Here is a 12,507-nt window from a genome sequence, read left to right as displayed (position 1 = left end):
ATTTTGGGGGTGGGGGTGGCTAGGGCTGAGGGGGGTTGGTCGGGGTGGATGAGGGTGTCGCGGATGTGGAGGACGCCCAGGACGGATTGATGGTCCATGACGAGCATGCGGAGTTGGCCGGAGGCGGCGGCGGTTTTGTGTACCTGGTCGGCGGGGGCGTCGGCGGAGACGGTGACGGTCTGGGCGAGGGGGATCATCAGGCGTTCCACGGGCTGGTTCTGGACGCGGAGGGCGCGGGTGAGGAGGTCGTGCTCGTTGCGGTCGAGCATGCCCATCCGGCCGGATTCGGCGACCAGGACGGCGAGCTGGTGCGGGGTCCTGGTGGTGGCGAGCTCGTCGCGGGGGCGTACCCCGAAGAGCCGCAGCAGGCCGTTGGTGAGGCCGTTGAGGCTGGCCAGGATGGGCCGGACCAGCCAGACGAAGCCACGGAACGGGATGGCCAGGGCCAGCGCGGACTGCTCGGGGTGGGTGAGCGCGAGCGACTTGGGCGCCATCTCGCCGACCACCATGTGCAGGAACGTCACGATCATCAACGCGACGACGTAGGACAACACGGTCTGCAGGCCCTCGGGCAGCGCGCCCAGCAGCGGCTCAAGCAGGTGATGGATGGCCGGCTCGGTGACCATGCCCAGCCCCAGCGAGCACAGCGTGATCCCCAGCTGAGCCCCGGCCAGCATCAACGACAACTGCCGGCTCCCACGAACAGCCGCCCGAGCGGCGATCCGCGCCATCCGCCCCCCGGCCACCTCCTCCAGCCGATGCCGCTTAGCCGAGATCACCGCGAACTCCGCGGCCACGAAGAACCCGTTCAGGACCAGCAACACCAGCCCAAGCAAAATCGCGGTCAAGCTGTTCACACTCGCCCCCAACCAGCCGCAACCAGGCCAAGCAGGGCAGCCGCGCGTGCCCGCCGGAGCGGGTTGGTGCGTTTGTGGGGTGTGCTGGGGGCGGTCATGCGGGTCTCCCCTGGAACAGAGCGGAGAAGAGTTCGGGTGCGTAGTCCAGTCCGGAGCCGGTCACCGGTGGGTTTTCCGGGCTTTCCGCCGGGGCGGGGACGCCGAGCGAGAGCCGTACCCACTCGGGGACGCGGCGGTGGACCTTGAGGACGGTGAGGAGGGCCTGCGGGGGCGGGGTTTCCTCTTCGAGGAGGTGGGTTTCCGGGGTGGTGGCCACGGTGACCGAGTCGCCCTGTTCGGCCATCCGGCCGAGGCCGGAGAGGACCAGGCCGCCGATGGTCTCGTAGCCGTCGCCTTCGGGGAGTTCGACGCCGGTGGCGCGTTCGACCTCGTCGATGCGGAGGGTGCCGGGCACGTCCCAGGTGCCGTCGGTGTTGACGACCACGCCCAGCGGCTCGGGGTCGTTCTCGTCGACCAGTTCGCCGACGAGTTCCTCGGCCAGGTCCTCCATGGTGACGATGCCGGCCAGGCCGCCGTACTCGTCGATCACGCAGGCGAAGGTGTCGCCTTCCATGCGTTTGAGCAGCTCGGTGACCGGCAGCGTGTCCGGCACCAGCAGGGGCGCGCGGGTGATGTCGCCGATGGTCGCGTCGGCGGGGGAGGCGAGGTATTCGAGCAGGCCGGCGGTGCCGACCACGTCGTCGCCGCCGTCGTCGACGACGGGGTAGCGGGAGTGGCCGTGTTCGCGTACCGCGTCGAGCAGATCGGAGGCGGGCCGCTGGGCGCGCAGCAGGACGACGCGCGGGCGGGGCACCATCACGTCCCAGGCGGTACGGTCGCCGAATTCGAGGGCGCGCTCCAGCAGTTCGGCGAGGCGCGGCGGCAGTTCGCCGGCGGCGCTGGACTCGGCCACGATGCGGGAGAGTTCCTCGGGGGTGGCGCCGTGTTCCAGCTCTTCGACGGGTTCGATGCCGGCCAGCCGTACCAGCCGGGTGGCGGCGGAGTCGAAGAGGCGGATCAGCGGCCCGGCCACTTTGAGGTAGATCAGGGTGGAGCGGGACAACGCGACGGCGACCTGCTCGGGGCGGGCGATGCCGAGGTTCTTGGGGGCGAGCTCGCCAATGATCATCTGTACGATGGTCGCGATCGCCACGCCGACCGCGACGCTCACGCCGGGCACGGCGCCGGGCGGCAGGCCCAGGTCGGCCAGCGGGGCGCGGAGGACGTCGGCGATCGCGGGCTGGGCGATGAAGCCGACGAGCAGCGTGGTGATGGTGATGCCCAGTTGCGCCCCGGAGAGCATGAACGACAGGCGGCCGGTGACCTCGACGGCGCGGGCCGCGGCGGGGTCGGTCTCGGCGCGTTCGCGGAGCATCGTGCGGTCAGCCGCGACGAAGGCGAATTCCTGGGCGACGAAGAACCCGGTCGCCAGGGTCAGCAGGAGTACAGCTAGGAGGCCGAGGGCGATGCTCATCGCGCTGATCCCGCCTCGCTGGGGCCCGTGCCGAGGCACGGGCAGGTACTCCAGGGGTCCGAATCGGACACGTCGGTCCTTTCAACTAGGGTCTTCCACCGTAACGGCTGAGCGGCCGATGGTGTTTCCGGCTTCGCGGATGTGTACTTTTCCATAGGAAAACCTTGGGGACGGCTCTGCGGTCCTAGCGTGCGACGACGTACCGTCAAGGTAGTGGCGGTTGACGGCAAAGTGGGGGTTCTGGACCGTGGCACACGATGACGACCCGACGCGCGCGATCAGGCGACCGGTGGATTCCCGGTCTGCCGGGCAGCCCGCGTTCCCGGTCCCCCCGCCTCCGCCGCCCACAATGGTGGACAACGAGATCAGATCCGCCCCGACCACCCCGCGCGGCCGCTCCAAGGTCTACGGCAAACCCCGAACCGGCGGCAGCCCGATCCAGCCGATCGCCAGCCCGTCGTACGGCGGCGACGCGCCGAAGGCCCCCCGCAAACCCCGCCGAATCGGTCGCAAGATCCTGATCGGCGTGGCCATCTTCCTGGTCCTGTTACTCATCGCGGGCATAGGCGGATATTTCTGGATCAGCTCGAAGATGAACAACGTCGACGCCTTCACCGACTACGACGGACGCCCCGCGGCCACCCCCGGCACCGACTGGCTCCTGGTCGGCTCCGACAGCCGGGCCGGCCTCTCCGCCGCGGAACGCCGCAAACTGGCCACCGGCAAGGCCGTCGGCAAGCGCACCGACACGATGATGCTCCTGCACGTCCCGGACGGCGACGGCCGCCCCACGCTGGTCAGCCTCCCCCGCGACAGCTACCTGCCGATCAACGGCCACGGCAGCGACAAACTCAACGCCGCGTACGCCTTCGGCGGCCCCAAACTCCTCACCAGAACCGTCGAAGAGGTCACCGGCATCCGCGTCGACCACTACATGGAGATCGGTTTCGGCGGTTTCGTCGGCATCGTCGACGCGATCGGCGGCGTGGAGATCTGCGTCAAGCAGGACATCGAAGACGAGAAAGCCGGCATCGACCTGAAGAAGGGCTGTCAGGTCATGGACGGCGGCACCGCCCTGGGCTTCGTCCGCACCCGCAAGACCGGCGCGATCCCGGACTTCGACCGGACCGAGCGGCAGCGCCAGTTCTTCTCCGCCGTGGTGAAGAAGGCGGCCAGCCCCGGCACCCTGCTCAACCCGTTCGCGTCGGTCCCACTGGCTCTCAGCGCCGCCGAATCGGTCGCGGTCTCCCCCGGTACCGGCGTCTTCGACCTGCTTTCGCTGGGTCTGGCCATGAAGGGCAACCCGCTGACCACCGCGGTCCCGGTCGGCTCGCTGCCCACCATCAACGGCCAGGCCGTCGTCAAGTGGGACAACGCCAAGGCCAACAAGCTCTTCGAGGCGCTGGAGAAGGACCAGCCCGTGCCGAAGGACGTCGTCACCAAGTAGGTCAGGTGGCCGCCGCTGCTGTTCGGAGAGGACTCCGCGCTCGGCCAGCCGGGTCAGCAGGCTCTGGTGCAGCTTGTGGGAGTTGATCCGCTGGATCCACCAGTCGGGCTTGCGCGGTTTCTGCTCGGCGGCGATCCGGGCGAGCACGGCGTCCAGCTCTTCGTCGCCGGTCGGCGCCGGGTTCACCAGGAGCAGCTTCTTGTCGGCTATCTCGATCCGCGCACCGATGGCGAGTTCGGCCAGCAGCGCCCCGGCGAGCGCGATGTCGAGCTCGCCGGCCGTGATCAGCGGGTGCCTTTGTCATCGTGATAGGCCAGTAACAGGACGTCTTCGGCGATAGCACTCATGTCCCGACCCTATGTCGCGGGCCGCCGCCGGTCAGACGTCCCAGAAAGCCAGCTCGTGCGCCATCCCGTCGGTGAACAGGTCGATCGCCCGTGCGGGGTCCGGATCCGCCTCGTCGATCATGACGGCGATCCGCTCGGTGAGCGCCGCGAACCCAGGATCGGCGTAGGTGTCCACCCAAGCCCGATATCTCGGCTCCGCCGGCGGGTTCGCCGCCAGGCGGCTTCCCAGGGTGGAATATCCCCACATGCACGGGTACAGCGCCGCGAGCCCGCTCGCGTAGTCCGCCGCCGACTCAAGCAGGAACGCGGTGTACGCCGTGCACGGGCCCCCCTTCTTGGCTCCCGCCAGGTCGGCCCCGAACTCGGCGGCCAGCGACCGGTGCAGGCGCAACTCGTCGTGGAAAGTGGCGTGCGCCAGATCGACGAGATCCCCGAGATGCTCGTCCGGGGCCTGCCAGGCCAGTCGCGAGAACACCCGGACGTAGTCGAGCAGGAACAGGTAGTCCTGCTCCAGCCAGGCCCGGAACGTCTGCTCCGGCAGGTCGCCACGCCCGATCCCGGCCACGGTGGGATGGGCCAGTTGCGCTTCCAGCAGTGGCAGGCCGATCCTGTGCAATTCACGAGATATCCCCATGACCCACCATCCTGCCGCAGCAGGTTATCCCCAGCCTGTGGATAAAGGGTCGGTACTGTTGTGCTATGCCGGAACTACCCGAGGTGGAGTCGCTCGCCGAGTTCCTCCGCGAGCGCGCTGTCGGCCGTACGATCGCGGCCGTCGAGATCTCCGCTTTCCACGCCCTGAAGACCTTCAATCCGCCGGTTGGCGCGCTCGGCGGACTGACCGTGACCTCGGTGTCCAGGCACGGCAAGTTCATCGACCTGGACTGCGACGGCCTGCACTTCGTCACCCACCTGGCCCGCGCGGGCTGGCTCCGCTGGCGCGAGGACCTCTCGGGCGCGAAACCGGTCCGCCCCGGCGGCAAGAACCCGCTCGCGGTCCGGGTACGGCTCGCGCCCGACGAATCCGGCCTGGCCCCCGGGTTTGACCTCACGGAGGCGGGCACCCAGAAACGCCTAGCCGTCTATGTCGTGAAAAATCCGGATGAGGTGCCTGGGGTGGCCAGTCTTGGGCCTGATCCGCTGGTGGCGGAGTTCACGCCTGAGGCGCTGGCGGAGATTCTGCGCGCCAGCCGTACCCAGATCAAGGGCCTGCTCCGGGATCAGAAGGTGATCGCGGGGATCGGCAACGCGTACTCGGACGAAGTGTTGCACGTCGCCAAGATGTCCCCTTTCAAGATCTCGGCGACGTTCACCGACGCCCAGGTGGCCGATCTGCACGAGGCCATCGTGGGCACGCTCCGGGACGCGGTCGAGCGGGCGCGCGGGCTGGCCGCGAAGGATCTCAAGGCGGAGAAGAAGTCGGGGTTGCGGGTGCATGGCCGTACGGGCGAGAAATGCGAGGTTTGCGGGGACACCATCAGGGAGGTGTCGTTCGCGGACTCGTCCTTGCAGTACTGCCCGACCTGCCAGACCGGTGGCAAGCCGCTGGCCGACCGTCGCCTGTCCAAGCTGCTGAAGTAGCTACTGCGCCCAGGGCGGTGAGATGACCGTGCCGCCGAGCGTGCCCTGGATCCCGGCCGACGTGCACACGGTCGCCTGGGCGGCTGCCGTGTCGGATCCGTTGGCCAGCCAGAACATCGTGTCCACCGGAACGATCAGGGCGTCGCCCGGTCCGGCGGCGTGCTCGACGCCGTCGATGGTGACCAGCAGCCGACCCGCCTGAACGACGAACACCTCTTCCCTGTCGACCGAATGCTCCGGCGAACGCGCGCCCGGCGCGAACTCCAGCGACCAGACCGCGAGCTCCTTCGACCCCCGCGAGGGCACCGCGAGCGAGTGGATCGTGGTCCCGTCCCGCTCGAACACCGGCGCGTCGGCCCGGGTGACTGTGCTCATGCCATCCTCCTATAATGGTCAACCTGATTGACTATCTACCAGAAAAGGTAAACCGCGTTGACCAGTTCGTCAAGACGCCGAGGCGAGATCCCCATCCTGATCGCGATGATCTATCGCGCCATGACCGACGAGCTGCACGAACGCCTGCTGGCCGAAGGCCGCGAACCCCTCCGCCCCGCCCACGGCTACACCTTCCGCCTGCTCGAAGCCCGCGACGACGTGACGACGGTCGCCCTCGCCGACCACCTCGGCATCACCAAACAGGCCGCCTCCAAGATCGCCGCCGAACTGGAGAGCTGGGACTACATCGAACGCCGCCCGCACCCCACCGACGGCCGCGCCCGCGTCCTGGCCCTCACCCCCAAGGGCCTCGCCTATGTCCGTCACGCCGACGAACTCTGGGGCCTCACCGAAGACCGCTGGGCCGCCGTCATCGGCCCCGACCGCCTCGACCAGCTCCACGCCGACATGCACGCCTACGTCACCGCCGCCGGCGGCCGGGCCGCCCTGCGTCCCGTCTGGTAGGCCAGATCTGGTAGGCCAGATTGCCCCGGAGAATCCCTAGGATGGACGCATGACGCTTCACGAGGTCGACGCACAGGCCGTACCCGAGAACGTGCACGTCCTCGACGTCCGCGAGCTGGACGAATGGCGCGCCGGTCACGTCCCCGACGCCCAGCACATCCCCTTGATGGAACTGCAGAACCGCGTCGGCGAGGTCCCCCAGGGCCAGCCCGTCTACGTGATCTGCCGCGTCGGCGGCCGCTCCGCCCAGGCCACCGTCTGGCTCAACCACGTCGGCTGGCAGGCCATCAACATCGGCGGCGGCATGCAATCCTGGGCAGCCGCCGGCAAGCCCATGACCAGCGAAAGCGGCCACCCTCCTTACGTGGCGTAACGACCGGCACCGCCCTGGCCTGCGGGCGGTCTAATCGGTCCGGCGCTCTCCCTATGACCCCGCACGCGTGTCGGTAGCGCGGCAGCGGGGCCGTCCACGCCGACGGGCTCGGCGAGCGTTCACCCTCGCGCGATGTAAGTGAATCGGCCCGCCCGTGCGTGTAGGGGGCGTGGAGCACATGGAGTTCGAGGACTTCTACGAGAGTGCCCGGGACGCGTGCCTGCGCGCCGTCGTGGCCGCCACGGGGGACCGGCATCTGGCCGATGATCTGGTCGCCGAGGCGTTCACCCGGGCCTGGCTGTCCTGGCGCACGGTCGGCCGGCATCCGGCGCCGCGCGCCTGGGTCGTCCGGGTGGCGCTGAACACGCGGGTGAGCTGGTGGCGGCGGCGCCGCCACGAGGTCGCTCTCACCGGCCACGGCGCGGACCAGCCGGCGGAGCCCGGTGAGCCCGACGTGGACCCCGCCCTGCTGGCCGCCCTGCGGCGGCTGCCGAAGCGGCAGCGGGAGGTGGTGGCGCTGCGGGTCTTCCTCGACCTCGACACCGAGGCGACCGCCAAGACCCTCGGGATCGCTCCGGGAACCGTCACCGCGCATCTTTCGCGCGCCGTCGCGGCGCTGCGCGGCGACCTCGCCACAGTCACCAGCCAGGAGGAGAACCGATGAACGACGACGTACTGAACGTGGTGCGCGACTCGATGTCCGGGGTACGGATGGGCACCCCGGCACGCGACGTGATCTCCGCGGGCCGCGCCAGGCGGCGGCGCCGCCTGGCCGCGACCGCCGGCGGCGTGCTCGCCGCGGCGGTCGCCTGGACCCTGACGGTCTACGGCCAGCAGGTCAACGGGCCACCGACCGTACACGTGCAGATGGCGGCCTTCTCCGTCGACTCCAACGCCGACGGCACCGTCACCGTACGGCTCACCAAGCAGGAGTCCCTGGACCCGGCCACGATGGAGAACGCCCTCGCCCAGGCGGGCATCCCCGCCCAGGTCACCGTCAACAAGTGGTGCGACACCGCCGAGGGCAGCGACGAGGAAGGATTCCAGCGCGTCGTCGGCACCGAGACGAGCGACGGCCTGAAGCGGATGGTCATCACCCCCAGCGCGATGCCCGAGGGCACCAAACTGCTGATCGGCATCCGCACCCCCGACTATCAGCCGGACAACCCGAACCCACTCGGCGCGACGATGGGCCTCGTACAGGACGACGCACCGCAGACGTGCACGACCGACATCCCGACCAAGTCGGCCGAGAAGCCGTCCACGGCGGACGATGACGCAGCCAAGGCGGCGAAACTGGCGAAACTGGCCGAGGAGAAGGCCGGCACAGCCGGTGAAACAGGCGACAAGCCGATCGTCAGCGAGCACTGAACTCGGCCGTGGCCCGGTGATCGCCGCGTCTCTCTCCGGCTCGCGAGCCGGCGGATGCGACGAACACCGGGCCACACGCCTTCTTGCAGATCTTGGTCCCGCTACGGTCGCCTCATACCATGAGGTCCACACCAGTTCGTTGCTCACGGTGAACACCAGCGACAGGACCAACGGAACCCCCTGCTGAGAGGCCGCCCGTGCCTACCGAGGTCACACTGTCAGGATGGCGGTTCTTCGTCGAGCCGTTGCCCGCGGGCCTCCTGCGCATCGGCGTTGGGCCCGCGCTGCGGCCCGACAGAATGCAAATCACCGACCTGGACGAGACGGCGCAGCGTCGCGCGGCGGCCATCGCGGTGATGGGACAGCGCCAGCACGCTCACCGGGTCAACTGGGCTCACTGGTCGCGCACCACTTGGGTGTGGGGCCTCCACGCTGGAGATGTAAGCGCGGAGATGGTCAGGTGGGTGCGGAGTCCCCAGGCATTGATCGTCCACCGTCTCGGCCCCCGATTCTGGGTGGCCGAGGCGGCAGGCCGATTCCGCCACCTGGCGATACGCGCCGGTAGCCTCCCCGAAGTCCGAGTCCCAGGGCGCCCTCGGCTGGCCGGCCTGCGGCGCTGGCGAAACGATGAGGCATCAGCCCCGTTAAGTTAGACCACCACGGCAGAATGCCGCCGCGCCGATGCTCCCGGAGGCATGCTCTTGACCGCCTAAACGCTGGTGGCAGGGGTGAAGTCAGTAGTTCGCGGAACTCGGTGACTGCTGGACGCTCATGCTGGTCAAGGGGCACCGCACGGAGGATCATTCGCGCGGTCACCTTATGGTGGGGTTGGTCACGGGTCGGGTCGCTTCCCGAATTTCGTCGGGCGTCATGCCCCGCACATTGGTCAGGTTCGCGCCTGACAGGAGAGCATTGGTCAGGATCGCGCTGGACAGATCCGCGCCGGTCAGATCAGCGTCGGTCAGGTTCGCGCCGGTCAGATCTGCGCCTGACAGGTCCACGCCGGTCAGATCAGCGGCATACAGGTCCGCTCTAGTCAGGTTCGCGCCTGACAGGTCCGCGCGGGTCAGGTTTGCGTCGGTCAGAAACACGTCGGTCAGATCCGCGTTGGCCAGGTCGACATCGGTCAGATCCGCGTTGGCCAGGTTGGCTCCGGTCAGATCCGTGCTGTTCAGGTTCGCGCTGCTCAGGTTCGCGCGAAACAGGTCCGCGTGCGGGAATCGGGTTTGGGAGAAGTCGGCATGATCTTGAGGTTTGGTCGCCGGGGTTGCTGTGGTGAGGGCCGGTGCGATGGTGAGGGCCGCGTATACATCGGTTGGTAGTCGCATGTATTGGGTGGCGTCGGGTTTGCTGGGAGGTTCGGTGGCGCATTGCGGGGGTGGGGGTTGGGGCGTGCAGAGGTCGTGGTTGCGGACGAATGCGGCAAGGAGTTTTTGGATGGTGGGGCGATCGGGTGCCGAGTCGGTGGCGATGCGCTGGAGGGCATAGATGGCTCCGAGCCGGACGTCTACGGCGGAGGAGTCGAGTTGTTCGACGGCTTTGGTGTAGCGGTCGGTGATCTGGGCTTCTTGGGTGGCTGCCAGGGTGCGGGCGGTGTAGATGAGGCCGAAGGCGGTGAAGGCGACGCCGAGCAGGACGCCGACTGAGGTGGTCAGGGCGGTGATGGTGTGCAAGGGGCGTAGGCGGTGGGCGTCCCAAAGTTCCTGGCGTTCTTTGGGGGTGAGGGTCGCGAGTTCGGCCGGGGTGGGTCTGTGGACGGGTGGATGGCGGTGCAGGAGGCGGCCGAGCCAGGTGGCCGCGCGGGGGTGGGTCGGCGTGGTGGCGGGGAGTGGGATATCTGGTGCCGCGGGTGGGTGCCGTGATAAGTGGGCGAATTTGCGGGTGACTCGCCGTGGTGTGTGGGGGCTGGGCATGGTCACGAAGTTAGGAGTGGATGGTTATTTCTCCAAGCGCGACAGCCAGGTCCGCGCGACCGTGACCCGCCTGGGCGTTGCCTACGACCAGGCCAGCGGCCGGCCGGATCGCGCGTGGCTCCCAGGGGAGCCGCCCGGGCCAGTCACGGCCCGCCCGGGCCATTGGCCAGCAAGGAGCGCCGGGCCCCGTCGAGGGTCTTCTCGCTGACGCCCATGTCTGGTTCCACGCTGATCGATCTGAACTCTGACCAGGTGTGATGGGCCGGAAAGTACAGCTACCGCCCCGCACGTAGCTGTACGGCCGTGGACGTCTAAGGACGATAGTTCGAAATCCCCGAACCCTGGACCCGCAGTAGATCTTTGTCCGGCCATGGGGCATCATGGGGGTCGCGCGCTGGGCCGATGCCGGGCGTGTCTTCAACTTCAAACCCGCGGGAGCTCGGGCGTAACCGGGCTGAGAGGGCAACCAGCGTTGCCGACCGCATGAACCTGTCCGGGTAATGCCGGCGTAGGGAGTGTGTGATGGCGCGTGTCGTCGTGGAGTCCGCTGAGGCCCCGCTCACCCTGGATGAGGCGCCGCCGAAGGCGCTGGGGGTGCTCGATCAGGGGGCGCTCTGGGCCAATCTCGGGGTCAGTCTGCTGGGGTTCTCGCTGGCGGGGTCGCTGGTCGATCCGCTGGGGAATCGGCCGTTGAGTTTTGTCGCGGCGTTGACGGCGGCGGTGGTCGGGAGTCTGGTCGGGACGGCCATGGTGGGGCTGGCGGCGGTTCCGGGGACGCAGACGGGGGCGCCGGCGATGGTGCTGCTGCGGGGGCTGTTCGGGGCGAAGCTGTCGTATCTGCCGACGGTGCTGAACATCGTGCAGATGCTCGGGTGGGGGGCGTTCGAGCTCTGGGTGATCGCGCAGGGGGCGCAGGCCATCGCGGGGACGATGGGGATCACGGTGCCGTATGCGGTGTGGGTGATCGTCGGGGGTGTGCTCACCACGGCGTTGACGATCCGGCCGCTGGGGGCGGTGCGGTTGCTGCGGCGGTACGTCACGGTCGGGGTGATCATTTCGATGGTCTACTTCGGGTGGGTGTTCTGGCAGCGTGGGGCCGACCTGGGCAGCGGGTCGTGGGAGGCGTTCGCGCCTTCGGTGGACTACGTGATCGCGCTGTCGGTGTCGTGGGTGCCGCTGGCGGCGGACTTCTCCCGGTTCTCGCGGTCGAGCCGGGCCGCGTTCGCCGGGGTGGTGGGCGGGTACACGATCGCGCAGGTGGCCTGCCTGACGCTCGGGGTCGCGGCGCTGGCGCTGGTCGGGAACGACGCGGACAAGGTGTGGGATCCGTTCGTGGCGGCCTCGTTCGGGGCGGTGTTCTTCGGGATCCTGGTGCTGCGGGAGACCGACCAGTCGTTCGTGAACGTGTATTCGACGACGATGTCGCTGCAGAATCTGCTGCCCCGGGTGGATCGGCGGATCATCTCGGTGGCGACGGGGGCGCTGGTCACGCTGCTGGCGATCTTCGTGAGCGCGGACACCTACGCGGCGTTCCTGGGGATCATCGGGGCGGTCTTCGTGCCGATGTTCGCGGTGCTGGTGGTGGACTATTTCCTGCTCGGCGGGGCGGCGCGGTGGGATGTCTCGGAGCGGGCGCCGTCGCGGTGGCTGATGATTGTGCCGTGGGCGCTGGGCTTCTGCGCCTGGTGGCTGCTCGGCGCGCTGCCGGAGGTGCCGTGGTGGGAGTCGCTGTGGCTGTCGATCCGGAGCGGGCTCGGCTTCACGCCCGCGCCGTGGATGAGCGCCGCGCTCGGTTCGTTCCTGGTCGCGGCGCTGGTCACGCTGCTGATAGGCCGTCGCCGCACCAGATCGGGGCACGGCGACGGGGGGACATCAGCGGATCGACGCGAACGCGACACCGGCGGCGGAAGCGATCACGGTAGCCAGGACAACGAGCACCAGGGGTGACTTCAGCGGATTCCGCCGCTTCAGCGGCGGCTCCGCCAGGTGCCTCCTGATGTACGGCCGCGGCGTGATCGACGGTGACGGCGAGGGCGACGGGCTCGGCGTGACCGAGGCCCGGACCACGGGCACCACCGGCGCGACCGGCCGCGGTCTGACCACCGGCGGCGTGGGCCGGGGCGCGGGCGGCTGGGTCGGATCGGGACTCGGCTCCGGGGCGGGCGGAGTCGGCTCCGGCGCCGTCGGATAGGGCTCGGCTACGGG

The 12,507-nt window shown here is 69.0% G+C and carries 14 protein-coding genes, 1 pseudogene and 1 riboswitch; of the genes and pseudogenes, 8 read left to right on the top strand and 7 right to left on the bottom strand.

Annotated elements, in window-relative coordinates; all coding sequences use genetic code 11:
• A partial coding sequence (locus Acor_RS35825) for a CNNM domain-containing protein (RefSeq protein WP_155341211.1) occupies positions 1-857 on the bottom strand: 857 nt, incomplete at its 3' end.
• Between the two features lie 94 nt (positions 858-951).
• Complete coding sequence (locus Acor_RS35820; protein WP_174876241.1) at positions 952-2,370, bottom strand: hemolysin family protein; 1,419 nt, start codon at positions 2,368-2,370, stop codon at positions 952-954.
• Between the two features lie 289 nt (positions 2,371-2,659).
• On the opposite strand from Acor_RS35820, the gene Acor_RS35815 reads away from it, so the two are divergent.
• Positions 2,660-3,817, top strand: coding sequence for an LCP family protein (locus tag Acor_RS35815; RefSeq protein ID WP_246239580.1), 1,158 nt, complete (start codon positions 2,660-2,662; stop codon positions 3,815-3,817).
• 69 nt (positions 3,818-3,886) lie between these two features.
• Here Acor_RS35815 and Acor_RS45055 read toward each other — a convergent pair.
• Both Acor_RS45055 and Acor_RS35805 read right to left on the bottom strand, forming a co-directional pair.
• Positions 3,887-4,045 (bottom strand): annotated as a pseudogene (locus Acor_RS45055) (GPP34 family phosphoprotein); the annotation flags it as partial.
• Positions 4,046-4,195: 150 nt separating this feature from the next.
• Positions 4,196-4,798, bottom strand: coding sequence for a TenA family protein (locus Acor_RS35805; protein ID WP_155341210.1), 603 nt, complete (start codon positions 4,796-4,798; stop codon positions 4,196-4,198).
• Positions 4,799-4,863: 65 nt separating this feature from the next.
• Between Acor_RS35805 and Acor_RS35800 the strand changes: the two genes are divergently transcribed.
• The gene (locus Acor_RS35800; RefSeq protein WP_155341209.1) at positions 4,864-5,745 is read left to right on the top strand and encodes an Fpg/Nei family DNA glycosylase; all 882 of its coding nucleotides are present in this window, start codon (positions 4,864-4,866) and stop codon (positions 5,743-5,745) included.
• On the opposite strand, the gene Acor_RS35795 is transcribed toward Acor_RS35800, so the two are convergent.
• Positions 5,746-6,120 (bottom strand): cupin domain-containing protein, encoded by a 375-nt coding sequence (locus Acor_RS35795; RefSeq protein ID WP_155341208.1) that lies wholly within the window; start codon positions 6,118-6,120, stop codon positions 5,746-5,748.
• A 105-nt stretch (positions 6,121-6,225) separates the two neighbouring features.
• Between Acor_RS35795 and Acor_RS35790 the strand changes: the two genes are divergently transcribed.
• The 4 genes from Acor_RS35790 to Acor_RS35775 all read left to right on the top strand — a co-directional run bounded on the left by Acor_RS35790 (position 6,226) and on the right by Acor_RS35775 (position 8,389).
• Complete coding sequence (locus Acor_RS35790; protein ID WP_155341207.1) at positions 6,226-6,645, top strand: MarR family winged helix-turn-helix transcriptional regulator; 420 nt, start codon at positions 6,226-6,228, stop codon at positions 6,643-6,645.
• Between the two features lie 49 nt (positions 6,646-6,694).
• A complete protein-coding gene (locus tag Acor_RS35785; protein ID WP_155341206.1) occupies positions 6,695-7,018 on the top strand; it encodes a rhodanese-like domain-containing protein in 324 nt (107 codons plus the stop codon).
• Positions 7,019-7,196: 178 nt separating this feature from the next.
• Positions 7,197-7,682, top strand: coding sequence for a SigE family RNA polymerase sigma factor (locus Acor_RS35780; protein ID WP_218034687.1), 486 nt, complete (start codon positions 7,197-7,199; stop codon positions 7,680-7,682).
• Positions 7,679-8,389: a hypothetical protein gene (locus Acor_RS35775; protein WP_155341204.1), complete on the top strand. Its 711-nt coding sequence runs from the start codon at positions 7,679-7,681 to the stop codon at positions 8,387-8,389. Before Acor_RS35780 ends, Acor_RS35775 begins: the two co-directional genes overlap by 4 nt.
• Before the next feature lie 218 nt (positions 8,390-8,607).
• On the opposite strand, the gene Acor_RS35770 is transcribed toward Acor_RS35775, so the two are convergent.
• Positions 8,608-8,769: a hypothetical protein gene (locus tag Acor_RS35770; protein ID WP_155341203.1), complete on the bottom strand. Its 162-nt coding sequence runs from the start codon at positions 8,767-8,769 to the stop codon at positions 8,608-8,610.
• A 432-nt stretch (positions 8,770-9,201) separates the two neighbouring features.
• Positions 9,202-10,062: a pentapeptide repeat-containing protein gene (locus Acor_RS35765; RefSeq protein WP_170317243.1), complete on the bottom strand. Its 861-nt coding sequence runs from the start codon at positions 10,060-10,062 to the stop codon at positions 9,202-9,204.
• Between the two features lie 661 nt (positions 10,063-10,723).
• A riboswitch (TPP riboswitch) is annotated at positions 10,724-10,834 on the top strand.
• Here Acor_RS35765 and Acor_RS35760 point away from each other — a divergent pair.
• Both Acor_RS35760 and Acor_RS35755 read left to right on the top strand, forming a co-directional pair.
• The gene (locus Acor_RS35760; protein WP_155341201.1) at positions 10,825-12,249 is read left to right on the top strand and encodes a purine-cytosine permease family protein; all 1,425 of its coding nucleotides are present in this window, start codon (positions 10,825-10,827) and stop codon (positions 12,247-12,249) included. (Overlaps the previous riboswitch by 10 nt.)
• 49 nt (positions 12,250-12,298) lie before the next feature.
• Positions 12,299-12,493 carry a hypothetical protein gene (locus Acor_RS35755; RefSeq protein WP_155341200.1) on the top strand — a complete coding sequence of 65 codons (195 nt, stop codon included), beginning with the start codon at positions 12,299-12,301 and terminating at the stop codon, positions 12,491-12,493.
• Positions 12,494-12,507: the final 14 nt, after the last annotated feature.

Origin of the sequence: Acrocarpospora corrugata (assembly GCF_009687845.1) — a bacterium.
Lineage (GTDB): Bacteria > Actinomycetota > Actinomycetes > Streptosporangiales > Streptosporangiaceae > Acrocarpospora > Acrocarpospora corrugata.
Note: the sequence above shows the minus strand (reverse complement) of the source record. Positions and strands in the feature narration are given on the sequence as shown.